The sequence below is a fragment of the Nocardioides sp. zg-1308 genome, assembly GCF_013155375.1.
GTDB lineage: Bacteria > Actinomycetota > Actinomycetes > Propionibacteriales > Nocardioidaceae > Nocardioides > Nocardioides renjunii.
Genome location: NZ_JABJQY010000005.1, coordinates 1 through 25,729, shown reverse-complemented (window position 1 = coordinate 25,729; position 25,729 = coordinate 1). Strand labels below are relative to the sequence as shown.

Sequence of the window (25,729 nt, the reverse complement as noted above, 5' to 3'; positions counted from 1 at the left end):
AGGGCCGCGTCGCTGGCGCCAGGTCCCCTGCCGGGGTGGACCTAGGTCCACTGCGCCCAGCGCCCGGCTCGGGGAGGATGGGGGCATGCGCACGCCAGCCGGTCCGTGGACCGTCACCGGGTTCGCCGCCTGCCAGCTGCTGCTCCTCGTACCCACGGTCGTGGCCTTCGTGCTGGTGGGTGTCGGAGGACTGCTCGCCCTCGTCACGGTCGGCGTCCCGATCCTGGTGCTGGGCCTGCCGGCGCTGCGCTGGATCGCCGAGCGGCACCGCTCGATGGCGGCGCGCACCCTCGGCCACGAGGTGCCCGCCGGCTACCTCCCGACCAGCGGCCTCGGCACGCTGGCCCGGGTGCGCACGTGGGCGGTGGACCCGATGACCTGGCGCGACCTGCTGTGGGTGCTGGTCTCCCTGACGGCGGGCTTCGCCCTGGCCCTCCTCACCGTGCTGCTGCTGCTCCTCGTCGTCACCGGTGCCATCTGGTGGTACGGCGCGCCGCACGTCATGCGCCTGCGCGCCACCCTCGACCGGACCTTCCTCACGCGCGGCCACACCGAGCAGCTCGAGCAGCGCGTCGTCGACCTGACGGTGTCGCGGGCCGACACCGTCGACCACAACGCCGCCGAGCTGCGACGGATCGAGCGCGACCTCCACGACGGGGCGCAGGCGCGGCTCGTGGCGGTCGGGATGACGCTCGGCCTGGCCGACGACCTGTTCGAGCGCGACCCCGAGGCCGCGCTCCGGCTCGTCGCCGAGGCGCGGGACACGACCGGGGCGGCCCTCGCCGACCTGCGCGCCGTCGTCCGCGGCATCCACCCGCCGGTGCTCGCCGACCGCGGGCTCGCCGGCGCCGTCGAGGCGCTCGCGCTCGACATGGCGCTGCCGGTGACGGTGCTGTCCGACCTGGAGGGCCGACCACCCGAGCCGGTGGAGTCGGCGGTCTACTTCGCGGTCGCGGAGTGCCTCGCCAACGTGGGCAAGCACGCGGGGGCGAGCCGCGCGTGGGTGGACCTGCGCCACGACTCCGGCGTGCTGCGCGCCTCCGTCGGCGACGACGGCCGCGGCGGGGCCGATGCGCGACACGGCACCGGCATGCTCGGCATCATGCGACGCCTGTCGGCGTTTGACGGCACGATGGTGGTCTCGAGCCCCGACCGGGGGCCGACGCTGATCACGCTGGAGATTCCGTGCGCCTTGTCATCGCCGAGGACAACGCTCTCCTCCGCGACGGACTGATCCGGCTGCTGGAGGCCAACGGCTGCACCGTCGTGGCGGCCGTCGACAACGCCCCACAGCTCGACGCGGCCCTCCGTGACGTCGAGGCCGACGGCGCCGTGCTCGACGTGCGGATGCCGCCGACCTGGTCCGACGAGGGACTGCGGGCCGCCATCGCCGTGCGCACCCGGCGACCCGGCTACCCCGTGATGGTGCTCTCGCAGTACGTCGAGCAGCTCTACGCCCGCGAGCTGCTCGCCAGCGGCGAGGGCGGGGTCGGCTACCTCCTCAAGGACCGCGTCGCCAACGTCGGCGAGTTCGTCGACGGCGTACGCCGGGTGGTGTCCGGCGGGACCGTCATCGACCCCGAGGTCATCGCCGCGATCATGGCCCACCGCCGCGACGAGCCGCTCGACCGGCTCACGGCCCGCGAGCGCGACGTGCTGTCGCTGATGGCGGAGGGGCGCTCCAACGCCGCCATCGCCGGCGCGCTCTTCGTCTCCGAGAAGGCCGTCGCCAAGCACACCAACAGCATCTTCACCAAGCTCGACCTGCCCCTCGCGCCCGACGACAACCGGCGGGTGCTGGCCGTGCTCGCCTGGCTGCGCTGAGGGCCGGCGGTCATGGGGAGCGGTCACCCCCGCGACCACTCCCCATGACGTGCGCAACCGGGGTCATGGCCTTCGGTCGTTCCGTGGGGTCTCACGACCCTCGCCGGCCTTCTCGCGCCGCTCGGCCCGGTCCGGTTGCGGCTCGTCCGCCGGTCCGGGGCTCACGAGCGGGTGGGTGACCTCCGGCGTCGTGGCCCGGTCAGGGACCGGGAACGCAGTCTCGCCGAGGTCGGCACGGCGCGCCGACGTACGAGCGGGACGCTCGCGCTCGGCGAGGGGGAAGACGTTCCAGCGGGCGACGTCGCCGAGGATCCACGGAACGGTCCGGGCCTGCTGGTCCCAGCACCGCACGTCGAGCGGTCGTCCCTCCTGGTCGAAGAGCTGTACGCCGGTCAGCGGCTGACCCGCCGCGTCGTAGGCCGCGATGTTGCAGACCTCGCGGCCACCGTTGAGGACGCCGGACTCCGTCATGAAGAGCTCGGCCTCCCCGTAGCCCTGGTTGTAGCGGCTCCAGGACTGCTGGTCGAGCTCGCCGTTGATGACGGGCAGGCTCACGATCGCGCACAGGTTGAGCGCCAGGAGCACCACACGAGCCAGCAGACTCCGCGAGCCGGGGGTCCGCGCGCCCGGCCACAGCACACCGAGCCCCACGAGCGCGCTTCCCACCACGCAGACCGCGAGCATGAGGAGGCCGATCGCCGGGTGCACGCCCGGCAACCAGGTCAGCCCGTAGTCGTACCACCCCGGCCACAGCAACGCGACCACGACCGAGGCGGCCCAGGCGCGCAGCACCCACCAGGCAGGACGCAGGGTGACGAGCACCCGCCACGCCGACACCACACGCGGCCGCGAGACCTGGAGGTCGAACCACGCCCGGGCGGCGTCGAGCTGCTCGAGCAGCATCACTCCCGCCGGCGGGCTCGGGCGCCGACCAGGGACCGGGTCGAACCCGGCGGCGGTGCGCAGCTCGCGGGCATAGGCCACCGCGTCGCCGAGGACGTCCGCCCCCTGCTCCGCGACCTGGTCCGCCAGGTCGGCCTCGAGTCCCTCTGTCAGCTCGAGCCGGTCCTCCTCGGGAAGGTCGGAGAGGAGGTCGCGGACTCTGTCGACGAAGCCGGCGACGTCAGGTCGGACGGGAAGATCGGTGGTGCTCATGCGCTGACTCCCGGAGTGGTCGAGTGAGGTGCGGTGGAGGCGAGGAGCCCGTCCAGGGTGGACGCGAAGGCGTACCAGTCCGTGCGCTGCTCATGGAGCTGCCCACGACCGACCGGCGTGATGCCGTAGTACTTGCGGTGCGGTCCGCTCTCGGAGGGCACGACGTACGACGTCAGTGCGCCCGCGGCGTAGAGGCGGCGCAGCGTCCCGTAGACCGAGGCGTCGCCCACCTCCCGTAGGCCACCGTCGCGCAGCCGCCGCACGATGTCGTAGCCGTAGCCGTCCTCCCCCTCGACCACCGCCAGCACGGCGAGGTCGAGCACGCCCTTGAGGAGCTGGGTCTGATCCATGCAGCGCACACTACTCCGTATCGCGCAGTACCGCGCAGCACGCTGTCAGCGTGTCGCCCGTGGCCCGGACGTGCGAGACGGGGCCGACCCCCATGGGCCGGCCCCGTCGAGCTCACGCTGGTGGGTCAGACGGTGACCCCGTCGAGGACGGCGAGGACCTCGTCGGCCGTCGTGGCCGCCCGGAGACGAGCCACCTGCGACTCGTCCGCGAACACCATGGCCAACGAGCGGAGCAGGGCCAGGTGGTCGTCGCCGGCGCCGGCGATGCCCACGACGAAGTCGGCCTGCTTGCCGTTCCAGTCGATGCCCTGGTCGTAGCGGACGAACGACAGCGCGGAGCGGCGGATCGCGCCCTTGGCCTCGTTGGTGCCGTGCGGGATCGCCAGGCCGTTGCCCATGTGGGTCGAGACCGACTTCTCGCGCTCGTGCATCGCCTCGACGTACGACGCGTCGACCGCGCCGGCCGCGACGAGGAGCTGGCCCGCCTCGGCGATGGCGTCGTCCCGCGTGCGGGCGGAGCCGCCGAGGACGATCGAGTCGCGCGAGAGCACGTCGGCCGCCGCGGCGGCCGGGGCCTCGTCGGCGACGGCGGTCCCGGAGGAGGTGCCGAGCATCTCCACGATCTCGTCGTAGCGAGGGCTGCCCATGAAGTTGTCGACCGAGACGTGCATGGCGGACGGCGTCCTCTGGCGGGCCCGGTCCGTGAGGTCCTGGTGGGTGACCACGAGGTCGTAGCTGTCGTCGAGGCTGGAGATCGCCTTGTTGACGACCGTGACGTCACCGTGGCCCGCCTGCTGGATCTTCCGGCGGAGCACCGAGGCGCCCATGGCGGAGGAGCCCATGCCGGCGTCGCAGGCGAACACGATGGACCGCACCGGGCCCGCGGCGGCGGCGGAGCCGCCGAGCATGCCGCTGACCGAGGACTTCTTGCCCTTGTTGGCCTCCATCTGCGCGGTGGCGGCCGCGAGGTCGCCCTCGTCGGTGGAGCGGTCGAGCTTGAGCAGGAAGGAGGCGATCGCGAAGGACACCGCGGTGGCGGCGACCACCGACAGGGTCACCCCGACGAAGCTGCCGGCCGGGGTCGAGAGCCACACCGCGATGATCGAGCCGGGCGAGGCGGGCGAGCGCAGGCCGGAGCTGAAGGCCACGTTGGTCGCCACACCGGCCATGCCGCCGCCGATGACGGCGAGGACCAGCTTGGGCTTCATCAGCACGTAGGGGAAGTAGATCTCATGGATACCGCCGATGAACTGGATGATGATCGCGCCCGGCGCCGACGCCTTGGCGGCACCACGGCCGAAGAACGTGAAGGCCAGCAGCAGCCCCAGGCCGGGGCCGGGGTTGGCCTCGAGCAGGAACAGGATCGACTTGCCCTCCTCGAGCGCCTCGGTCGTGCCGAGCGGCGTCAGGATGCCCTGGTTGATCGCGTTGTTGAGGAACAGGATCTTGGCCGGCTCGATGAAGATCGAGGTGAGCGGCAGCAGGCCGTTGTCGACGAGCGTGTCGACGACGTTGGACGCCAGCTTGCTGAACTGCTCGACGAACGGCCCCGCCACGACAAAGCCGAGGATCGCCAGGATGGCGCCCCAGATGCCGGCGGAGAAGTTGTTGACGAGCATCTCGAAGCCGGGTCGGATCTTGTGGGACCACAGCGCGTCGAGCTTCTTCATCGACCAGCCGCCGAGCGGGCCCATCACCATGGCGCCGAGGAACATCGGGACGCTGGCACCGGCGATCGCGCCCATGGTGGCGATCGCGCCGACCACGCCGCCGCGGGTGCTGTCGTCGTACATCATCCGACCGCCGGTGTAGCCGATGAGCAGCGGCAGCAGGTAGGTGATCATCGGGCCGACGATGCCGACGCTGTCCGTGCCCTCCCAGCCGCCGAGCTGGCCCACGAACCCGTAGGTGTAGCCCTCCTCCAGCGTGTAGCCGAAGGCGTTGTCGCCGATGAGGGCAATCCAGCCGGTGGGGATGAAGAGCGCGGTGATGAGGCCCCACGCGATGAACGCGCCGATGTTCGGCAGGACCATGTTGGAGAGGAACGTGCCGAACTTCTGCACGCGCACCCGCGCGCCGGAGCTCGACGCGGGAGTGGAAGTTGTGATCGCCATGCTTGATGTCCTCCAGTCGAACGTGGGGTGAGCCCCATCACATGATGTCCGCGATTAAACCTCACGAACGGGCCTGTTGCCAAGCATTCGGGCACGATTCGTGCCCGACTGTGTGGCTTTAGGCCTCAGCCGTTCAGCTGGCTGTCGAACAACGCCCGCTCCACCTCGTCGTTCCACGTGCCGCCGGGCCCCAGCTGGGCGGCGACGTCCGGCAGCTTCTCCTCCAGCTCGTCGAGTCCCATGAGGGGGAGGTCGTGGATCTGGGGGAAGATCAGGACCTTGCCGGAGTAGGTCCCGTCGACCAGGGCCCGGAGGCCGTCCTTGGCCGCCAGCATGCCGCCGACGGCGCCCACGATGGATCCCGGGGAGAGCTGGCCCTTGTTGGCCAGGTCCACCACCTGCTGCTGGTCGTGGATGGTCAGGCCCGAGGTCCCGGTGTACTGCGCGTTGCCCAGGTAGACCGCGCTCAGGTCCAGCGGCGCCAGCGTGCCGTTGGGGACACCGGCGAAGAAGACCAGCATCCCGTCGGGCCGCATCAGCGTGTCGGCCTCGGCCATCACGGCGGAGATGGGGACGCTGACCACGACGTCGTCAGCCCCCTGGCCGTCGGTGAGGCCCATGACGAAGTCGACGAGGGACTGGTCCGCGGTCTGGGAGTTGAAGGTGATCAGCTCGCAGTCGTTGCTCTCCGCCAGGTGGGCCAGTCGGTCCTCGAGGCTCCTGAGGCGTTCGTCGCTCACCTCGGTGGCGATGATCCGCTTCGGGCCGTCGGTCTGCTGGATGGCCCTCTGGACGTGCATCAGGCCCATCGGGCCGCCGGCGCCGACGAACACCGTCGTACCTCCCGGGCGCAGGTCGCAGCGGTTGCGCGCCTCGCCGTAGGAGGCGGCGATGTCCGGACCCCGACCGCCGAGGTAGGCGGTGTAGTCGTAGTGCAGGCGGCCCACGTCGAGGTCCACGAGGCCGTCCAGGGCGGTCTCGCCCACCAGGTTGAGGGTGCCCCGCCGCGCGATGTGCGCCGCGACGGCACCTGCCGTCGCGGCGGAACGAGGGTCGAGCACGACGATGTCGTCGAAGCCGGCGCCGTCGGTCAGCTCGTCCACCAGTGCCTGGTAGTCGTCGACGCCGATGCCGTCGCGCACGACCACGTCGGCCGAGGTGCTCTCCAGCAGCTCGCGCACGGAGGCGGGCACGTCGGACGTCACGATGGTGGCCGGGGCGTCGAGCCCGGAGGAGAACTCGTAGTCCCGCTCGTCCCCGGGCCGGCCGACGATCCACATCGTCCCGCCGGTCTTGGGCTCCAGGCGGCGGCGCTGCGTGTAGGCCGCCATCACGCACCCCCAGGGCTCCAGCGTGGACCCCTCGGCGTAGCCCATGGTGTCGGGGAGGGGCAGCAGGCAGGCGCCGTCATCGGTCTCGAGCATCTCCGCGCCCATGAGGTGGTACTGCGTCAGGCCGCCGGGGACGGTGTAGCCGTAGGCCGTGCTCCTGCCGTCCTGGTAGATGTCGGGCTGCACCGCCAGCCTCTGGCCCGGGTGGTAGCGGTCCTTGAGGTTGTCCCCCACCTCGATGACGGTGAGGCTCACCTCGTGCCCGAGCCGGGTGGGGTCGTGGGCCAGGTCGCGGTCGTAGAGCTTCGGGTGGCTGCCGCCCTGACGCATGATCTTCACGTCGGAGAAGCAGAGTCCCACGCTGTCGATGCGCACCAGCATGTGGTTGGCGTCGGGCGTGGGGACGGGGACCAGCTCGGGGGCACCGTCCTTGCCCATGTTCTCCTCGCCCGCGCCGTGCAGGTACCAGGTCCAGGAGCCGTCCGGCAGCTCGGCATCCGCCGCGCGGTACCGGTCGTACGTCGATGTCATGCGTCCTCCGTCGTGAGATGGGTGGGGGTTGTCAGTGGCCGAGCAGCTCGCGGACGGCTGCTCGCGCGGCCATCGGGTCGGGCGCCCCGAGCGCGGCCTCGGCTGCCGCCTCGCACGTCTCCAGGCTCACCATGCCGAGCTGGGCGCCGACAGGACGTACGGCGCGTGCGGCCATGGAGAGCGACGAGATGCCCATGCCGATGAGCGCCGTGGCGAGCAGCGGGTCGGCGGCGGCCTCCCCGCAGACGCCGACCGGCTTGCCGGCCTCGGTGCCGGCGTGGGCGGTGATCGCGATCAGCTGGAGGACGGCGGGCTGCCACGGGTCGGTGAGGTGGGCCAGGTCCGTGGCCATCCGGTCGGCGGCCATGGCGTACTGGGTGAGGTCGTTGGTGCCGATGGAGAGGAAGTCGACGACCTCGAGCATCCGGTGGGCGAGCAGGGCGGCGCTCGGGATCTCCACCATCACGCCGGCCTTGAGGCCGCGGGCGTGGACCTTCGCGGAGAAGTCGGCCGCCTCGGCCACCGTCGCGACCATCGGAGCCATCACCCAGGTCTCGGTGCCGGTCCGCTCGGCCGCTGCCGCGATGCCGTCGAGCTGGCGGTCCATCAGGCCGGGGTTGTCGAAGCTCAGCCGGAGCCCGCGCACCCCGAGCGCCGGGTTCTCCTCGCCCGTGTGGGTCGCGAAGGCGACCGGCTTGTCCGAGCCCGCGTCGAGGGTGCGGACGACGACGTAGCGGCCGTCGGCGTAGGGCGCGAGGACCTTGCTGTAGATGTCGGCCTGCTCCTCCACGCTCGGCTCGTCCTTGCGGTCGAGGAAGCACAGCTCGGTGCGGAACAGCCCCACGCCCTGCACCGGCTCGCGGCCGGCCGACTCCGCGGAGGCGCCGTCGGCGACGTTGGCGAGCAGCTTGAGCGGCAGTCCGTCGGCGGTGGCCGCCGGACCGCTCCAGGACGCGAGCTGCTCACGGAGCCGCAGGCTCTCCGCGACCCGCGCGCGGGCGTCGTCGGGGTCGGCGCCCGTCTCGATCGTGCCGGTCTCGCCGTCGACCACCACGAAGGTGCCCGCGGGGAGCTCGGTGACCCCCGCGGCGCCGACGACGCACGGGATCCCGAGCTGGCGGGCGATGATCGCCGTGTGGCTCGTCGCGCCGCCGCGCTCGGTCACCAGCGCGGTCACGAGCGCGGGGTCGAGGCCGGAGGTGTCGCTCGGGGCGAGGTCCTCGGCCACCAGGATCGACGGCTCCGTCGGGGTGGGCACGCCGGGGGCCGGCTCGCCGACGAGGTGGGCGACGACCCGGCGCTCGATGTCGCGCAGGTCGGTGACGCGCTCGGCCATGAGCCCGCCCATGCTGGTGAAGATCGTGACGAACTGCTCGACGGCGCCCTGCACGGCTGCCACCGGCCCCTGGCCGGCCGTGAGGTTCTTGGCGACGCCCGAGCGCAGTCCCTTGTCGCGCGCCAGGCCTGCGCTCGCGGTCAGCACCTCGGCCGCCGCGCCCTCGGCGCGGGCCGCCTTGTCGGTGAACGTCTGCGCCACGGCGCCCACCGCGTCGTCGTACGCCGCGAGTGCGGCGTCCGGATCGGCGAAGTCACCCTCGCCGTAGCGCGCGATCGCCTCGGGCGAGACCTCGCCGCGGACGTGCAGGACGGGGCCCGCGGCGACACCCGGTACGACCGGGGTCCCGCTCAACGAGGGGTGCTCGGCTGTGGTCATGGACACACCGTAGAACACCGCGTTGTTGACAAGCAACATATTCGGGACTAAAACAACACATACACAGATCCTCGGGAAGGGGACCGATGTACGCCGAAGAGCGCCAGCAGGCCATGGCCCACCTGATCAGTCGCCGCGGCCGGTTGTCCGTGGTGCAGCTGGCCGAGGAGTTCGAGGTCACCACCGAGACCGTGCGTCGCGACCTGTCCACCCTGGACCGGATGGGTCTGGTCCGCCGGGTGCACGGAGGCGCCGTCCCCGCCGGCTCGCTCACCGTCATCGAATCAGGGATCGGCGAGCGCGACCAGTCCAACACGCAGGCCAAGGAGGCGATCGCCAACGCGGCGGTCGCCCTGCTGCCGCCGCCCGACTCGGTGGTCGTGATCGACGCCGGGACCACGACCTCCCGCTTCGCGGCCGCCCTCCCCCGCGACCACCGCCTGACCGTGGTCACCCACGCCGTCCCGGTCGCCACCCGCCTGGCCGGCCTGCCGCAGATCGAGCTGCACCTCCTGCCCGGCAAGGTGCGCCCGGCCACCCACGCCGCCGTGGGCGCCGACACCGTCACCGCCCTGTCCGACCTGCGCGCGGACGTCGCCTTCGTGGCGACCAACGGCATCACCGTGGGCCACGGGCTCACCACGCCCGACAGCGACGAGGCGGCGAGCAAGCGGGCCATCATCGCCTGCGCGCGGCGTACGGTGGTGCTCGCAGACTCGACCAAGTTCGGCATCGAGACGGCCGTGCGCTTCGCGACCCTCGACTGCCTGGACGTGCTCGTCACCGACAGCGACATCGAGGCCGCGGACCGCCGCGCGCTGGAATCCGCCGGAATCGAGGTAGTGATCGCATGATCCTCACCCTGACGCCCAACCCCAGCTTCGACCGGACGGTCGCCCTCGACGGCCACCTCGACCGCGGCCAGGTGCACCGCGTGGTCTCGGTGACGTCGCAGGCCGGCGGCAAGGGGGTCAACATCTCGCGGGCCGCGGTCAGCGCCGACATCCCCAGCATCGCCGTCGTGCCCGCCCTCAAGGACGACCCGTTCGTCCTCGAGCTGCTCGGCGTGGGCATCGACTGCCGCCCGGTGCGCCCGGCCGGCAACGTGCGCGTCAACCTGACGATCACCGAGCCCGACGGCACCACCACCAAGCTCAACTCCCCCGGCGCCGAGGTGGCCACCGAGGACCTCGAGCGGATGGCCGAGGCGGTCCTGGCCCGCGCGTCGGTCGCCGCCTGGACCGTGCTGGCGGGCTCGCTGCCCGCAGGCGCGCCGCCCGGCTTCTACGCCGACCTCGTACGCCGCCTGCGCGCCGTGGGCGGGCACGTGGCCGTCGACACCAGCGACGGCCCGCTGCAGGCGCTGGTGGAGGCGCTCCCGGCAGCCGCCCCGGACCTGATGAAGCCCAACGGCGAGGAGCTCGCCTCCTTCACCGGCGGCGACGCCGAGAAGCTCGAGGCCGATCCCGCTGCCGCGGCGGTGGCCGCCCGCCAGCTCATCGAGCGGGGCGTGGGCGCCGTCCTCGCCACCCTCGGGGGCAACGGCGCCGTCCTCGTGACGGCGGAGGGCGCCTGGCACGCGACTCCCCCGCCCACCACTGTCGTCAGCACCGTGGGTGCCGGCGACTCCAGCCTGTTCGGCTACCTGCTCGGCGACATGCGGGGGCTGCCGGCCCCCGACCGCCTCGCACTCGCCGTCGCCTACGGCAGCGCCGCCGCAGGTCTGCCCGGAACGACCATCCCCCAGCCCTCGCAGCTCCGCACCGAGCTCGTCGGCGTCACCGCCCTCGGAGGCACAGCATGACCGACCTCATCACCACAGACCTCGTCCGGCTCGGTGCCGGCTGGGGCGCGGACAAGCACGAGGTGATCCGCGCCCTCGCGGCCGTCGTCGACGACGCCGGCCGCGCCACCAGCAGGGACCAGCTGATCGAGGACGCGTTCGCCCGCGAGTCCACCTCGTCCACCGGGCTGCCCGGCGGCATCGCGATCCCCCACTGCCGCACGGCCGGGGTCGAGACGCCGACGCTCGCCTTCGCCCGGCTCGACCCCCCGGTCGACTTCGGCGCCAAGGACGGCCCCGCGGACCTGGCGTTCCTCATCGCGGCACCGGCCGGCGGCGACGCCGACCACCTGACGATCCTCACCAAGCTCGCGCGTGCCCTCGTCAAGCCGGCCTTCACCGACTCGCTGCGCTCGGCCGGATCGGCCGAGGAGGTCGTCGACCTGATCACGCACGAGATCGGCGAGACGGCCCCCGTGGCGAAGAAGACCCCCGCCCCGGCGTCCGGCACCCCGTCCGGTGCGGCCGAGCCCGGAGGCGGCGAGACCCGGGCCCCGGGCCAGGCCGTCGCCGACGCGACCGGCTCGACGCCCCCCGCCACCTCCGACGGCGCGCCCGCGACCTCGGCCGGTACGTCGGCCGGCACCTCGGCGGCCGCCGCGGCACCCGCCTCCGACGGCAGGCCGACCCTCGTCGCGGTCACCGCGTGCCCGACCGGCATCGCCCACACCTACATGGCGGCCGAGGCCCTCGAGGCCGCTGCCGAGCGGGCGGGGGTCCAGCTCGAGGTCGAGACCCAGGGGTCGGCCGGCGCCACCCCGCTGGCACCTGCCACCATCGCCGCCGCCGGCGCCGTCATCTTCGCCGTCGATGTGGGCGTGCGTGACCGGTCCCGGTTCGCCGGCAAGCCGATGGTGACCTCCAGCGTGAAGCGTCCGATCGACGACGCCGACGCGATGATCGCCGAGGCCCTGCGCTACGCCGCCGACCCGTCGGCCTCGCCCCGGGTCGAGGGCGCGGCCGGCGGCGGGTCCTCGGAGGGCACCGGCGCGACCGGGCAGGAGAGCTGGGGCGGTCGTACGCGACGCGTCCTGATGACCGGCGTCTCCTACATGATCCCCTTCGTCGCCGCGGGCGGCCTGATGATCGCCCTCGGCTTCCTCTTCGGCGGCTACGAGATCGTCGGCCCCGCGCAGGAGATCCTGCTCGAGAACTCCTTCACCAACCTGCCCGACCCGTCGGCGCTCGGCCTCGACCACGCCCTGTTCGACTCCGGGTTCTTCGCCTACATCGGTGCCCTGCTGCTGATCATCGGCCAGACCGCCTTCGCGTTCTTCATCCCTGCGCTGGCCGGCTACATCGCGTACGCCATCGCGGACCGCCCCGGCATCGCCCCCGGCTTCGTCATGGGTGGCCTCGCCTCCAACGTGATCGGCGTGAGCGGCGACTCCGCCTACCCCGCGACGGGCTTCCTCGGCGCGATCGTCGGCGGCGTGCTCGCCGGCGTCATCGCCCACTGGATCGCGGGCCGCAAGGTCCCGGCCTGGGCCCGCGGCCTGATGCCGGTGCTCGTGATCCCGCTGGTCACCAGCGTGGTGGCCGGCTTCCTCATGCTGGTGGTCCTCGGCCGGCCGATCGCCTGGCTGATGGGCCAGCTCGAGGACGGCCTCAGCTCGCTGAGCGGCGGCAGCGCCGTCCTGCTCGGCGTCATCCTCGGCCTGATGATGGCCTTCGACATGGGCGGTCCGCTCAACAAGGTCGCCTACAGCTTCGCCGCCGCCGGCGTCGGCGGTGCCGCGCTCTCCGGCGACGCACCCGAGCTGCGGATCATGGCCGCGGTCATGCTGGCCGGCATGGTCCCGCCGATCGCCCTGGCGCTCGCCACGGTGATCCGCCCCAGCCTGTTCTCCATCCCCGAGCGCGAGAACGGCAAGGCCGGCTGGCTGCTCGGGGCGTCGTTCATCACCGAGGGCGCCATCCCCTTCGCCGCGGCCGACCCGCTGCGGGTCATCCCGTCGATCATGGCCGGCAGCGCCGTCACCGGCGGCCTCGCCATGGCGATGGACGTCAGCGTGCGGGCACCCCACGGTGGCATCTTCGTGCTGTTCGCCGTGGACGGGGTCCTCGGCTACCTGATCGCCCTCGCGGCGGGCGTCGCCGTCGGTGCCGCTCTCGTGATCGTCCTCAAGAGCCTGGGCCGCCCGAGCCCCGACGTCGCTACTGTCTGACCACGCCCGTCCCGCCGCACCCCACAACCCCACCCCACCCCAAGGAGAACCATGCCCAGCAAGTCCGTCGTCGTCGGCTCCGCCGTCGGCCTCCACGCCCGCCCCGCCGCGATCATCGCCGAGAAGGCCGGCGAGCTCGGCTCCGACGTGACCATCAACGGCGTCGACGCCAGCTCGTCGCTGATGATCATGACCCTCGGCGCCGGCAACGGCGACACCGTCGAGGTGGCCGGTGACGACCAGGCCGCGGTCGACGCCATCGCCGCGCTGGTCGAGCAGGACCTCGACGCCTGAGGCACTCCCGGTGGGCGGTGCCCGAGCCACGTCCTCGTCGTACGACGAGCAGCTCGGGCACCGCCCACCGGCATGTCCGGGGCCGATGCGCCGGGCGGCGGCGAGCCCTGCGTCAGTCGGTCCGTCGCAGCGCTCGGTAGGCGGCCCGCACGCTCACCGCACGCTCCAGCTCGGCCACGATCGAGCTGAAGAACTGGGTGCGGTAGACCTCGTCGGTGACGGCGTAGACCGTGAAGTAGAGACCGCTGAAGGCCGCCAGGAACGTCGACACCTGCACCAGCTCCCAGTTGGCGCGGGCGGAGAACGGCAGGTTGGTCACCTCGTGGCCGATCCACCCGGCGATGACGCCCGGGTCCATGACCAGCAGCCCGAAGACCACGAAGAACACGAAGACGCTGACGCTGAGCAGCACGACCTGCACGAGCTGGGTGATGAGCAGCATCAGCACGAGGTTCGCCTTCTGGAGCCCCGAGATGGCCACCTCGTCGACGACCTTCGCGCCCGCAGGCTGCCGGAACCCCTCGAGCGGCGTGCCCACCAGGTGGCGTGCCAGCTCGTCGGGGTCGACGTGCTCGTCGAACCCCGCCAGCTCCTCGGGCAGCCGGACGAGCAGGAACCCGACGGTGATCGTGAGGAACAGCGCCACCGTCAGCCACATCACCCGGCCGTCGAGCGTGGCCGACACCTCCCAGACCTCGGCGTTGATGAAGAGGAAGGTCACGAAGAGCAGCAGCAGTGGCAGCGCTCGCGTCACGAGGGGGAAGAGCAGGCCGAGGCTCGAGAAGGTCTGGCTCGCGGCCCATCGGGCCACCACCCACGCACGCAGGGTGAACAGCGCGTAGAGGGCGACGCTCAGCAGGCCGAGGTTGATCCCGGGGACCAGGCCGTCGTCCCACTCCAGGTGGTCGGTGAGGGCGAACCCGCACACCACCGCGGCCGCGAGCACGACGGCGAGCAGGCCGACCCGGACGAGCCGACCGCGCGCCAGCCCGCGCTGCACCTCGGCCCGGATGTCGTCGACGAAGTAGGGCAGCCCGTGGTCGACGAACCACTGCTCCACGGCCGCCAGGTCCGTGCGGTCGGTGCGGTCCCCCGTCACGCCAGCAGGTCCCGAGCCCGGCGCACGTCGTCGTGCATCGTCTCGATGAGTGCCTCCATGCCCTCGAACTTCACCATCCCGCGCAGCCGGTCGACGAACGCGACCTCGACCTCCACGCCGTAGAGCTCGAGGTCGTCGCGGTCGAGCACGTAGGACTCCACGCGGCGGTCCCGCTCCCCGTCGAACGTGGGGTTGGTGCCGACGGAGATCGCCGCCGGGTAGCGCTCGCGCGTGTCGAGGCGCGTCAGCCAGCCGGCGTACACGCCGTCGGCGGGCGCGGCGTCCACCGGCGGGATCGGCACGTTGGCGGTCGGGTAGCCCATCTGGCGCCCGCGCTTGTCGCCCTCCACCACGGTCCCGCGGACGGTGAACGGACGACCGAGGGCCTCTGCGGCCCCGGCGACGTCGCCGGTCGCCAGGCACTGGCGCACGTAGGTCGAGCTCCAGACCTGCGGCCCACCGTCGAGAGCCACGCCGACGGTCTCGAAGCCGCGCGAGGCGCCCGCCTCGACGAGCGTGGCCACCTCGCCGGCGGCCTTGGCGCCGAAGCGGAAGTTGGCGCCGACCACCACGGCGCCGGCGTGGAGGGTGTCGACGATGATCCGGTCGATGAACTCCTCCGGCGACCAGCCGGCGATCTCGCGGTCGAAGCCGACCACGAGGATCGCGTCGACGCCGGCGGACTCGAGCAGCCGGGCGCGCGTGTGGATCGAGGTCAGGGTGGGCGGCGCGTGGTCGGGCCGCAGCACCGCCATCGGGTGCGGGTCGAACGTCACCGCCACGACGGTGTCGATGCCGAGCCGGGAGGCGGCCGCGCGGGCCTCGCGCAGCACGTGGGCGTGCCCGAGGTGGACGCCGTCGAAGTTGCCGATGCTCACCACGGTGCGGCCGAGGTCGGCCGGCACGTCCTCGACGTCTCGCCAGATCTGCACGTCGGCAGCCTACTGGCGGCCCCGAGCCGGCCCCGCCACTCCCCCCGCCGTCCCCCCGCCGTCCCCCTCGCTGCCGCCCGCCGTTGCTCAGACAAAGACGGCGACGGGCCTGGCGCGTGCGCCGTGCGGCTCGTAGAGAGCGAGGAACTCGCCCCCCGGCGCGAAGACCGCGTGCGCCCCGTCCCCCGGCAGCGCCAGGTCGAGGGGGCGCCCGAACCGGACGTGCGCAGCCTGCTCCTCGTCGAGGTCGATCGAGGCGAACGTGCCGCGGGCGGCGTCGGCGATGGGGACCACGGCGAAGTCGTCGGCCAGCTCGTCGAGCGTGCGGGCGACCGAGAGGTCGAAGGAGCCGACGGCCGTGCGCCGCAGCGCCGTCAGGTGACCGCCGACGCCCAGCGCAGTCCCCAGGTCGCGCGCGATGGCGCGGATGTAGGTGCCGCTCGAGCAGCGGACCGAGATGCGCACCTCCGGCAGCGTCACGTCGGTCACGGCCAGCTCGTGGATCGTCACCGGCCGGGCCTTGAGCTCGACCTGCTCGCCGGCGCGGACCCGCGCGTAGGCGCGCTGCCCGTCGACCTTGATCGCGGAGACGGCGGTCGGGACCTGCTCGATGTCGCCGACGAACCGCGCCAGCTCCGCGCGTACGTCGTCCTCCCGCACGCCGCCGGTGCCACGCGTCTCGACGACCTCACCCTCGGCGTCGTCGGTGGTCGTCGACACCCCCAGCCGGATGGTCGCGTCGTAGGCCTTCTCGGTGAGCATCAGGTGCCCGAGCAGCCGCGTGGCCCGGTCGACGCCCAGCACGAGCACACCGGTCGCCATCGGGTCGAGGGTGCCGGCGTGGCCGACCTTCCGGGTGCCGGCGAGGCGGCGGACCCGGGCGACGACGTCGTGGGAGGTCATGCCCGGGGACTTGTCGACGACGACCAGACCGGGGTCGACCATCAGGGGCGGACGTCCCCGTCGAGGTCGTCCCCGCCGGGCTCGTCCGCGTCGAGCTCGTCCTCGTCGTCGAGGTCGTCCTCGGCCGCCCGCGGCTTCTTGTAGGGGTCGGGCTCGCCGGCGTAGGCCGTGCCGCGCTGCGCGGCGACCGCCTCGTCCTGCTCCTTGGCGCGGGCGAGCACCTCCTCGAGCTCCCGGGCGCTCTCGGGGAGCGCGTCGGGGATGAAGGTCAGCGACGGCACGATGCGCATGCCGAGCTGCCGGGCGACCTCGGAGCGGATGACGCCCTTGGCCGACTCGAGCGCGGCGGCGGTGCTGGTCCGCTCCTCCTCCCCGCCGAGGACGGTGTAGAAGATCGATGCCTGCTGGGAGTCGCCGGTGACCCGGACGTCGGTGATGGTGACGAAGCCGAGGCGCGGGTCCTTGATGCGACGCTCGAGCATCTCGGCGACGATCACCTGGATGCGGTCGGCGATCTTGCGGACGCGGGGGTTGGTCATGTGCTCACTCTCTCAAATGCCGACCGGGCACCTGCACAGCAGTGCAGGTGCCCGGTCAGTGTCCTACGTCAGCTGCGCGGGATCTCGCGCATCTCGAACGACTCCACGACATCGCCGATCTTGATGTCCTGGAAGTTGCGGAGCACCAGACCGCACTCGAAGCCCTCGCGGACCTCCGAGGCGTCGTCCTTCTCGCGGCGGAGGGAGAGGAGGTCGAGGTTGTCGGCCACCACCGCTCCGTCTCGCAGGACCCGGACCTTGGCGTTGCGCCGGATGAGGCCGGAGGTGACCATGCAGCCCGCGATGTTGCCGGCCTTGGACGAGCGGAAGATCTCGCGGATCTCCGCCTGGCCGAGGGTCGACTCCTCGTAGATGGGCTTGAGCATCCCCTTGAGGGCCGCCTCGATCTCCTCGATCGCCTGGTAGATGACCGAGTAGTAGCGGATCTCGACACCCTCCTTGTCGGCCATCTGGCTCGCCTTGCCCTGCGGGCGGACGTTGAAGCCGATGATGATGGCGTCGGAGGCGGCAGCCAGGTCGACGTTGGTCTCAGTGATGGCACCGACACCGCGGTCGATGACCCGCAGCGAGACCTCGTCGCCGACGTCGATCTGCGACAGGGCGTCCTCGAGCGCCTCGACCGAGCCGGACACGTCGCCCTTGAGGATGAGGTTGAGCTCCTGGCTCTCGCCCTTCTCCATGGAGGCCATGAAGTCCTCGAGGCTGCGACGCACGCGACGCTTGGCCTGCATGGCCGCACGCTCGCGCGCCTCACGCTTCTCGGCGATCTGGCGAGCCATCCGGTCGTCCTCGACCACGATGAAGTTCTGCCCGGCACCCGGCACCGCCGAGAGGCCCAGCACCATCGCGGGACGTGACGGGTCGGCCTCGAGGATCTCGTTGCCGTGCTCGTCGAGCATCGCGCGGACCCGGCCGTGGGCCGGACCGGCGACGATCGAGTCGCCCACGCGCAGCGTGCCGCGCTGGACCAGCACCGTCGCGACGGGGCCGCGGCCGCGGTCGAGGTGCGCCTCGACCACGAGGCCCTGTGCGTCCTGCGTGGGGTTGGCCCGCAGGTCGAGCGACGCGTCGGCCGTCAGGACGACCGCCTCGAGCAGCTTGTCGAGGTTGATGCCGGCCTTGGCCGAGACGTCGACGAACATCGCGTCGCCGCCGTACTCCTCGGGGATCAGGCCGTACTCGGTGAGCTGGCCGCGGACCTTGGTGGAGTCGGCCTCCGGCTTGTCGATCTTGTTGACCGCGACCACGATCGGCACCTGGGCCGCCTTGGCGTGGTTGAGCGCCTCGACCGTCTGCGGCATGACGCCGTCGTCGGCCGCGACGACCAGGATCGCGATGTCGGTGGCCTGGGCACCACGGGCACGCATGGCGGTGAACGCCTCGTGACCGGGGGTGTCGATGAGGGTGATGCGGCGGTCCTCGCCGTCGACCTCGGTGTGCACCTGGTAGGCACCGATGTGCTGGGTGATGCCACCGGCCTCCTTGTCCACCACGTTGGCGTCACGCAGCGCGTCGAGGAGCTTGGTCTTTCCGTGGTCGACGTGACCCATGACGGTCACGACCGGCGGACGGATGACCAGGTCGGCCTCGTCGCCCTCGTCGGCACCGAACTCGAGGTCGAAGGTCTCGAGCAGCTCGCGGTCCTCGTCCTCGGGCGAGACGATCTGGACGACGTAGTTGAGCTCCTCGGCGAGCAGCTCGAACGTCTCGTCACCCACCGACTGCGTCGAGGTCACCATCTCGCCGAGCGAGAACAGCATCTGCACGAGGGCAGCGGCGTCGACGTTGATGCGCTCGGCGAAGTCGGTCAGCGAGGCGCCACGCGGGAGACGGACGGTCTCCCCGTTGCCCTTGCGGACCCGCACGCCGCCGATCGTCGGGGCCTCCATGGCCTCGAACTCCATGCGACGCGCCCGCTTGGACTTGCGTCCGCGGCGCGACGGGCCGCCGGCGCGCCCGAAGGCACCCTGGGTCTGGCCACGCTGGCCGGGACGACCGCCACCGGGGCGACCGCCACCAGACGGACCGAAGCCGCCGGGGCGACCCGGGGCACCGCCGCCGGGAGCACCGGCACCGGCGCCGGGACGACCCGGGGCACCACCGCGGGCGGGGGCACCCGGACGACCGGGACCGCCACCGGGACCACCGCGGGCCGGACGGCCGCCGGGGCCGTTGCCGAACGCGGCCGGGGACTTGGGCATCATCGCCGGGTTGGGGCGCGGCATGCCGGGGCGTGCCTCGCCGCCGCCGGCCGGCGGACGCGGCGGACGGGTGTCGTCGCCCGGGGTGCGCGGGGCCGGGCGCGAGCCCATCCCCTGGCTGGGGGCGAACGGGTTGTTGCCGGGACGCGGTGCGCCGGGCCGGCCCACCGGACGCGGTGCCGGGGACTTGGCGGCCGGAGCAGCCGGGGCTGCCGGGGCAGCCGGGGCGGCAGGCGCCGCGGACTCGGCCGCGGGTGCCTGCGGCTCGGCGGCAGGTGCCTTGGGTCCGGGCCTCGGGCCGGGCCTGGCGGCGGCCGGTGCGGCCTCCTCGACGACGGCCGGGGCGGGAGCCGCGGCGGGTGCCTCGGCGGCGGGCGCAGCGGCCGGCTTGGGGCCGGGACGCGGCGCCGCCTTCTTGTCGGCCGGCTTGTCAGCGGGCGCGTCGGTGGACGTCGCAGCCGGCGCGGCGGCCTGCTGGGTCGCGGGGGCGGCAGCCTCGGCAGCGGGGGCTGTGGCCGCAGCGGCCTTCAGCTCGTCGCCGTACTGCTTCTTGAAGCGCATCTCGACGGGCGGCTCGACAGTCGACGATGCCGACTTGACGAACTCCCCCATCTCCTTGAGCTTCTCGAGAACGAACTTGCTCTCGACTCCGAACTCCTTGGCGAGTTCGTGGACTCGGGTCTTTGCCACGGTTGGTCTCTACTCCTTCTGGTCCGTGACCCCAGAAGGAGAGGGGAAACGGAACAGCTAGTGGGTGTGCACACTCATTACGAGTTACTCATCGAGTGCTCATGAGCTGCGTGCTCCAGTTTCTGGTCGGTCGAGCGGTGATTCGGACTGGTCGATCACGGTGGCGAGGTAGTCGGCCACCGGTGTGTCGGCGAGCGGGCCCCCCGAGCGGAGCGCCCGGGGTAGTGCTCGGCGTCGTGCTGCGAGCTCCCAGCACTCGGTCGTGGGGTGCAGGTGCGCCCCGCGACCGAGCGCTCGGCGGTCCGGATCGGGCACCAGGGCCGGTCGGCCCTCGGCGTCCGAGCCTGCGACCACCCGCAGCAGCTCGCTCGCAGCGGCCCTGGCCCGGCAACCCACGCACGTCCGGACGGGTCCGGGCGCAGGGGTGTCAGACGTGGTGGCCACTGCGGTCCACTCTACTGCGTCGGACCAGCGGATGACGAACCGGCCGCGTCAGTCCGGCGTGGGCGCCTCGTCGGAGCGGATGTCGATCCGCCAGCCGGTGAGCCGCGCGGCGAGGCGGGCGTTCTGGCCCTCCTTGCCGATGGCGAGGGAGAGCTGGAAGTCGGGTACGACGACGCGGCAGGAGCGGGCGGCCAGGTCGACGATCTCGACCGAGTTCACCCGAGCCGGGGAGAGGGCGTGCGCGACCATCTCGGCCGGGTCTTCGGCCCAGTCGACGATGTCGATCTTCTCGCCGTGCAGCTCGCTCATCACGTTGCGCACCCGCTGGCCCATGGGGCCGATGCAGGCGCCCTTGGCGTTGACGCCCGCGACGGACGAGTGGACGGCGATCTTGGTGCGGTGCCCGGCCTCGCGGGCGATGGCGGCGACCTCCACGGTGCCGTCGGCGATCTCGGGCACCTCGAGCGCGAAGAGCTTCTTGACCAGCGTCGGGTGCGAGCGCGACAGGGTGATCTGCGGGCCGCGCATCCCCTTGCGCACTGAGGTCACCAGGCACTTGATGCGCTCGCCGTGGACGTACTTCTCCCCCGGCACGCGCTCGCTGACCGGCAGCAGCGCCTCGACCTTGCCCAGGTCGACCATCACGTCGTCGGGGTTGCGGCCCTGCTGGATGATCCCCGAGATGATGTCGCCCTCCTTGCCGGAGAACTCGCCGAACTTGATCTCGTCCTCGGCGTCGCGCAGCCGCTGCAGCATCACCTGCTTGGCGGTCGTGGCCGCGATGCGGCCGAAGCCCTGCGGGGTGTCGTCGTACTCGGGGCCGGCGTTGCCCTCGTCGTCGACCTCGCGCGCCCAGACCGTCACGTGGCCGCTCTTGCGGTCCAGCTCGACCCGCGCGGGGTGCTGCGACTCGGTGGCGCGCTGGTAGGCCGTCAGGAGGGCCTGCTCGATGGCCTCGGCCAGCACCTCGAAGGAGATCTCCTTCTCACGCTCCAGCATCCGCAGGATGCTCAGGTCGATGTCCATCAGTCGTCGTCCTTCTTCTCGCTCTTGCGGTTGAACTCGATCTGCACCAGGGCCTTGGCGACGTCGGTGTAGGCGACCTCGCGCCGGGTGCCCTCGACGTCGAGGGTCGCGGACTCCTCGGCCGAGCCGACGATGCGGCCGGTCACGCTGGACCCGTCGGTGAGGGTGGCCTTGACCAGGCGGTCCTGGTTGCGCCGCCAGTGGCGCGGCAGGGTCAGCGGCCGGTCGACGCCGCGGGAGGTGACCTCGAGGGTGTAGGGCATCTCGCCCATCACGTCGGACTCGTCGAGGACGCGGGAGACCTCGCGCGTCGCGTCGGCGACGTCGTCGAGGGTGACGCCGCCGTCCTTGTCGACGGCCACCCGCAGCACCCGGCGCTTGCCGGCGGGGGTGACCTCGACGGCCTCGACGTCGAGGCCCATCACGCGCAAGGGGTCGACCAGCTCCGCTTCGATGCGGTCCCGGGTGGCGTCCTGGTGGGGAGTGCTCATCGGGTGCGACCTCCTCGTGTGCAGTTGTCGAGCCATCACCCTAGCGGCCGTCCGGGCTGCCCCGGAATCGTGCGCCGGCCGGTCGGGAGCGACGCGCGCGAGGGTTAGGGTGCGGGGGTGCCGAGACGCCCGCTGACCCGTCGTACGACGGTGGGGTCGGCGCTGTGCGCGCCGCTGGTCCTCGCGGGCTGCGACATCGACCCGCCGGTCCGCGACGGTGGCACCTCCGCCGCTCCAGCACCCCCGCCCGACGCCGAGCTGGTCGCCGCCGTCGTCGGGTCGCTCGTGCGCGCGCAGTCGGTCCTGGAGGCCGCCACGTCGTCCGCGCCCGCCCTAGGCGCCCGCCTGGCGGCGATCGGCGAGGCCCATGCCGCGCACCTCGACCTGCTGGCCGGCGCGGTCCCCGGGAGCGGTCTCCCGAGCGCCGCCCCGCCCACGGTCCCGTCGCGGGTCGACCGGGCGCTGGGAGCGGTCCGCCGGTCCGAGCAACGGCTGCTGCGCGAGGCGCGGGAGGCGTGCGCCGTCGCCGCCAGCGGCGACCTGGCCAGGGTGCTGGCCAGCATCGCCGCCTCCACGGCCCAGCACAGCGCCGCCCTGGCCGGCGCCCCCACGGGTGCCACGCCGGTGGAGGCGAGCCCGTGAGCGTCGTCGACGCCCTCCAGGTCGTCCTCGCCGACGAGCATGCCGCCGTCTACACCTACGGCGTCCTCGGGGCACGGACCTCGCAGGCGGCCACCCCCGCGCTCCTCGACGCGCTGACGACCGCCCACCGCCGGCACCGGTCGCGGCGCGACCAGCTGCGGACGATGGTGGTCGAGGCCGGCGGCGAGCCGGTGGCTGCCGCTGCCGCCTACGAGCTCGACGGCGCGGCGCTGCGCCCGGCGCAGGTCGAGGCGGCCGCCCGCGACCTCGAGGGGGGGAGCGTCGAGGCCCTGCTCGCACTGGTCGCCCGCTCGACCGGCACGGTGCGCGGGTGGGCGCTCACCGAGGCGACGTGGTCGGCGACCTGGCAGGTCGGGCTGGGCGCGACGCCCGCCACCTGGCCGGGGGCACCCGAGCTCGGCTGAGCCAGCTCCGCCCCACTCGACCGGCCGCGTCGCCACATCCTCTGGACCGAGGCACCGGGAAAGGGAAAGCGGCCCGCGGCCTCAACCTTTGGGAAAGTCCCGAGATCTCTCCCAAAGGCCGAGGACGCGGACCGCTCGTGGGGTTGGTCAGCATCACCCTGCGTGGCCGTCCTGTGGGGGTGGAGCGGCCACATGCACAATCATGCAGCCGATCGGCGGCCAGCAACAGGCTCACCGACTTGCATGTTCGTGCAACGCACAAACTTGCAGGACGTGGGCTCGTCCGCGGCGCTCACCCGCGGTCGAGGGCACGGACCACGGCAGGCACCTCGGCGAGCGAGGCGACGGTGGCGTCGGGCTCGCCCTCGGTGTGGCCGACCTGGTCGACCGGGATGTTGCTCAGGGGGACGTGGACGGCGCGGAGGCCGGCGTTGTGGGCGCCCCAGACGTCGTCGAAGAGCCGGTCCCCGACGTAGACGCACGCGGCCGGGTCGGCCACGCCCACGGCGTCCATGGCGGCGCGGAAGGCGTGCGGCGACGGCTTCGTCCACGGGATCTCGCTGGTGTAGACGTCACCGTCGACCAGGTCGAGGACGCCGTCGCGCTCGAAGAAGCCGACGTGCCACTCGCGGGGCCAGATCGTGTTGGACAGGACGCCGACCTTGAGCCCTGCGGCGCGCAGCTCCTCGAACATCGGTCGCACCTCGGGGTCCGTCAGCGTGTGCGGCTCCCAGAACTCGTAGTAGGCGCGCAGCAGCTCGGGGTCGTGCTCGAGCCCGGCCTCGGCGAACAGGTCGGCGATGGTGGCGCTCTGCTGGTGGTCGCGGCTGCGGCCCCAGACCGCGGCTCCGGCACGGTGCAGCCGCTCGGCATGGGCGTGGTGGTCGTCGTCGAGCGTCGGCGTACGTCGTACGGCCGCGGCCAGCGCGACCGACTCGGCGTGGAAGTCCACGTCGTGCCACCGCGTCAGCGTCCCGCCCCAGTCGAAGATGACCGCCTCGATCCTCGTCCCGGCCATGCGCGGAGCAGCCGCCGTCAGCTGCGGACGAGGCCGACGACGTGGGTCGCCGCAGCGCCCACCGCGACGTCCTCGCGGTCGCCGGAGCGCCGGTCGCGCACCTCGACGTTGCCGTCCGCCAGGCCACGGCCGACGGTGACGATCGTCGGGACGCCGATCAGCTCGGCGTCCTTGAACTTCACCCCCGGGCTGACCTTGCCGGTGCGGTCGTCGAGGAGCACGTCGAGGCCGGCGCCCTTCAGCTCCTGCGCGAGCACCTCCGCCGCGGCAAGGATCGACTCGTCCTTGCCGGCTGCCACCACGTGCACGTCGGCGGGCGCGACGTTGCGCGGCCAGCAGAGCCCGATCTCGTCGAGGGTGCCCTCGGCGATGGCGGCCACGGCGCGCGAGGGCCCGATGCCGTAGGAGCCCATGGTGACCGTGACGAGCTTGCCGTTCTCGTCGAGGACCTGCAGGCCCAGCGCCTCGGCGTACTTGCGACCGAGCTGGAAGATGTGGCCCATCTCCACCCCGCGCGCGGACTCGAGCGTGCCCTCGTCGCAGTTGGGGCAGGCGTCGCCGTCGCGGACGTCGGCGGCCTCGATGGTGCCGTCGGGGGTGAAGTCGCGGCCCACCACCATGTCGACCACGTGCGAGCCGCGCACGTCGGCGCCGGTCACCCACCGGGTGCCCTGCGAGACGCGGGGGTCCACGAGGAAGCGGATGCCGGACGCGGACTCCGCGCCGAGCGCCCCGGGGCCGATGTAGCCCTTGACCAGAGCGGGATGCCTCGCGAGCTCCGCCTCGTCCATCGGCTCGACCTCGATCGGCTCGAGCTGGCCCTCGAGGCGCTTCTGGTCGACCTCGCGGTCGCCGGGCACGCCGATCGCCAGCGGCTCGCGCGTGCCGTCGGGGTGCTTGAGCACGACGAGCACGTTCTTGAGGGTGTCGCCGGCCGCCCAGGGACGGTCGTCGCGCGGGAACGCCGCGTTGAGGTGGTCGACGAGGGAGTCGATGGTCGGCGTCCCGGGGGTGTCCTCGGCGTGCGCGGCCGGCACGTCGTCGTACGACACGGGTGCGGGGGTCGGGACTGCGACGGCCTCGACGTTGGCGGCGTAGTCGCAGTGCGTGCAGCGGACGTAGGTGTCCTCGCCGACCTCGGCCTTGGCGAGGAACTCCTCGCTGGCCGACCCGCCCATCGCGCCGGACGTCGCCTTGACGATCACGTACTCGAAGCCGAGCCGGTCGAAGATCCGGACGTAGGCGTCGCGGTGCCGCTGGTAGGAGCGCTCCAGGCCGGCGTCGTCGATGTCGAAGGAGTAGGAGTCCTTCATGACGAACTCGCGACCGCGCAGCAGGCCCGCGCGGGGACGCGCCTCGTCGCGGTACTTGTTCTGGATCTGGTAGATCGAGAGCGGCAGGTCCTTGTAGGAGGAGTAGAGGTCCTTCACCGCGAGCGTGAACATCTCCTCGTGGGTGGGCCCGAGGAGGTAGTCGCCGCCCTTCCGGTCCTGGATGCGGAAGAGGCTGTCGCCGTAGTCGGTCCAGCGGCCGCTCGCCTCGTAGGGCTCCTTGGGGAGCAGGGCGGGGAACAGCACCTCCTGCGCGCCGATCCCGTCCATCTCCTCGCGGATGATGTCCTCGATGCGGCGCAGCACCCGCAGGCCCAGCGGCAGCCAGGTGTAGATGCCCGGGGCGGCCCGGCGGATGTAGCCGGCGCGCACCAGCAGCCTGTGGCTCGGCACCTCGGCGTCGTTGGGGTCGTCGCGCAGGGTGCGCACGAACAGGGTCGACATGCGGAGGATGCGGCCAGTCATGCGCGCAACAATAGGTGCGCGCCTCCGGGCGTCGCGAACCAGTTGCGACGGGGACGCCCGGGCCGGGCCCGCCCGATCCCGGTGGTGGCGGCACATCGCACTCCCAGCCGGCGCCCGCCCGCCCGATCCCGATGGTGGCGGCACATCGCAGCCGAACACGGCCGTCGCGTGCGATGTG

General features: G+C 72.6%; 23 protein-coding genes. 8 read left to right on the top strand and 15 right to left on the bottom strand.

The annotated features are described in order from the left end of the window. Positions 1-85 precede the first annotated feature (85 nt). On the top strand, positions 86-1,234 hold the full coding sequence (locus HN031_RS18680; protein ID WP_172273879.1) for a sensor histidine kinase: 1,149 nt from the start codon (positions 86-88) through the stop codon (positions 1,232-1,234). After that, on the top strand, positions 1,186-1,824 hold the full coding sequence (locus tag HN031_RS18675) for a response regulator transcription factor (RefSeq protein WP_172273876.1): 639 nt from the start codon (positions 1,186-1,188) through the stop codon (positions 1,822-1,824). Before HN031_RS18680 ends, HN031_RS18675 begins: the two co-directional genes overlap by 49 nt. 63 nt (positions 1,825-1,887) lie before the next feature. Here HN031_RS18675 and HN031_RS18670 read toward each other — a convergent pair whose 3' ends face one another. From HN031_RS18670 to ptsP, 5 genes are all read right to left on the bottom strand, one after another. Continuing rightward, entirely contained in the window at positions 1,888-2,979 is a 1,092-nt protein-coding gene (locus tag HN031_RS18670; RefSeq protein WP_172273873.1) for a hypothetical protein, read from the bottom strand. Further along, positions 2,976-3,329, bottom strand: a complete 354-nt coding sequence (locus HN031_RS18665) for a PadR family transcriptional regulator (RefSeq protein ID WP_172273870.1) — start codon at positions 3,327-3,329, stop codon at positions 2,976-2,978. Before HN031_RS18665 ends, HN031_RS18670 begins: the two co-directional genes overlap by 4 nt. 125 nt (positions 3,330-3,454) lie before the next feature. Then, entirely contained in the window at positions 3,455-5,443 is a 1,989-nt protein-coding gene (locus HN031_RS18660) for a PTS mannitol transporter subunit IICBA (protein ID WP_172273867.1), read from the bottom strand. 125 nt (positions 5,444-5,568) lie between these two features. Then, positions 5,569-7,305, bottom strand: coding sequence for a zinc-binding dehydrogenase (locus tag HN031_RS18655; protein ID WP_172273864.1), 1,737 nt, complete (start codon positions 7,303-7,305; stop codon positions 5,569-5,571). 31 nt (positions 7,306-7,336) lie between these two features. After that, entirely contained in the window at positions 7,337-9,019 is a 1,683-nt protein-coding gene (ptsP, locus tag HN031_RS18650; protein ID WP_172273861.1) for a phosphoenolpyruvate--protein phosphotransferase, read from the bottom strand. 86 nt (positions 9,020-9,105) lie between these two features. On the opposite strand from ptsP, the gene HN031_RS18645 reads away from it, so the two are divergent. Genes HN031_RS18645 through HN031_RS18630 form a run of 4 tightly spaced genes read left to right on the top strand, consistent with a single transcriptional unit; the run spans position 9,106 to position 13,324 of the window. After that, positions 9,106-9,873, top strand: a complete 768-nt coding sequence (locus tag HN031_RS18645; RefSeq protein WP_172273858.1) for a DeoR/GlpR family DNA-binding transcription regulator — start codon at positions 9,106-9,108, stop codon at positions 9,871-9,873. Beyond that, positions 9,870-10,823, top strand: coding sequence for a 1-phosphofructokinase family hexose kinase (locus tag HN031_RS18640; protein ID WP_172273855.1), 954 nt, complete (start codon positions 9,870-9,872; stop codon positions 10,821-10,823). Before HN031_RS18645 ends, HN031_RS18640 begins: the two co-directional genes overlap by 4 nt. Next, positions 10,820-13,030, top strand: a complete 2,211-nt coding sequence (locus tag HN031_RS18635) for a fructose-specific PTS transporter subunit EIIC (RefSeq protein WP_172273852.1) — start codon at positions 10,820-10,822, stop codon at positions 13,028-13,030. The genes HN031_RS18640 and HN031_RS18635 overlap by 4 nt, the downstream gene beginning before the upstream one ends. Before the next feature lie 51 nt (positions 13,031-13,081). Beyond that, positions 13,082-13,324: an HPr family phosphocarrier protein gene (locus tag HN031_RS18630; protein WP_056602465.1), complete on the top strand. Its 243-nt coding sequence runs from the start codon at positions 13,082-13,084 to the stop codon at positions 13,322-13,324. A 112-nt stretch (positions 13,325-13,436) separates the two neighbouring features. On the opposite strand, the gene HN031_RS18625 is transcribed toward HN031_RS18630, so the two are convergent. The 8 genes from HN031_RS18625 to rimP form a co-directional block, all read right to left on the bottom strand. Next, positions 13,437-14,423, bottom strand: coding sequence for a hypothetical protein (locus HN031_RS18625; RefSeq protein WP_172273849.1), 987 nt, complete (start codon positions 14,421-14,423; stop codon positions 13,437-13,439). Beyond that, complete coding sequence (locus HN031_RS18620) at positions 14,420-15,355, bottom strand: bifunctional riboflavin kinase/FAD synthetase (protein ID WP_172273846.1); 936 nt, start codon at positions 15,353-15,355, stop codon at positions 14,420-14,422. The genes HN031_RS18625 and HN031_RS18620 overlap by 4 nt, the downstream gene beginning before the upstream one ends. Positions 15,356-15,442: 87 nt before the next feature. Then, complete coding sequence (truB, locus tag HN031_RS18615) at positions 15,443-16,300, bottom strand: tRNA pseudouridine(55) synthase TruB (RefSeq protein WP_172273843.1); 858 nt, start codon at positions 16,298-16,300, stop codon at positions 15,443-15,445. After that, on the bottom strand, positions 16,300-16,797 hold the full coding sequence (gene rbfA, locus HN031_RS18610) for a 30S ribosome-binding factor RbfA (RefSeq protein ID WP_172273840.1): 498 nt from the start codon (positions 16,795-16,797) through the stop codon (positions 16,300-16,302). The genes truB and rbfA overlap by 1 nt, the downstream gene beginning before the upstream one ends. Before the next feature lie 68 nt (positions 16,798-16,865). Continuing rightward, complete coding sequence (infB, locus tag HN031_RS18605; protein WP_172273837.1) at positions 16,866-19,709, bottom strand: translation initiation factor IF-2; 2,844 nt, start codon at positions 19,707-19,709, stop codon at positions 16,866-16,868. Between the two features lie 99 nt (positions 19,710-19,808). Continuing rightward, a complete protein-coding gene (locus tag HN031_RS18600) occupies positions 19,809-20,105 on the bottom strand; it encodes a YlxR family protein (RefSeq protein ID WP_367650833.1) in 297 nt (98 codons plus the stop codon). Positions 20,106-20,201: 96 nt separating this feature from the next. Continuing rightward, positions 20,202-21,179 (bottom strand): transcription termination factor NusA, encoded by a 978-nt coding sequence (gene nusA, locus HN031_RS18595; protein WP_172273834.1) that lies wholly within the window; start codon positions 21,177-21,179, stop codon positions 20,202-20,204. Then, positions 21,179-21,670, bottom strand: coding sequence for a ribosome maturation factor RimP (rimP, locus tag HN031_RS18590; protein ID WP_172273831.1), 492 nt, complete (start codon positions 21,668-21,670; stop codon positions 21,179-21,181). Before rimP ends, nusA begins: the two co-directional genes overlap by 1 nt. 117 nt (positions 21,671-21,787) lie before the next feature. Between rimP and HN031_RS22420 the strand changes: the two genes are divergently transcribed. Together HN031_RS22420 and HN031_RS22415 are read left to right on the top strand one after the other, a co-directional pair. After that, positions 21,788-22,312: a ferritin-like domain-containing protein gene (locus HN031_RS22420; protein WP_172273828.1), complete on the top strand. Its 525-nt coding sequence runs from the start codon at positions 21,788-21,790 to the stop codon at positions 22,310-22,312. After that, the gene (locus tag HN031_RS22415; RefSeq protein WP_172273825.1) at positions 22,309-22,737 is read left to right on the top strand and encodes a DUF4439 domain-containing protein; all 429 of its coding nucleotides are present in this window, start codon (positions 22,309-22,311) and stop codon (positions 22,735-22,737) included. The genes HN031_RS22420 and HN031_RS22415 overlap by 4 nt, the downstream gene beginning before the upstream one ends. Positions 22,738-23,029: 292 nt before the next feature. Here the strand turns inward: HN031_RS22415 and HN031_RS18575 are convergent, their stop codons facing one another. Then, positions 23,030-23,755: an HAD family hydrolase gene (locus tag HN031_RS18575; protein WP_172273822.1), complete on the bottom strand. Its 726-nt coding sequence runs from the start codon at positions 23,753-23,755 to the stop codon at positions 23,030-23,032. A gap of 17 nt (positions 23,756-23,772) precedes the next feature. Beyond that, positions 23,773-25,551 carry a proline--tRNA ligase gene (locus HN031_RS18570; protein WP_172273819.1) on the bottom strand — a complete coding sequence of 593 codons (1,779 nt, stop codon included), beginning with the start codon at positions 25,549-25,551 and terminating at the stop codon, positions 23,773-23,775. Between the last annotated feature and the right edge of the window lie 178 nt (positions 25,552-25,729).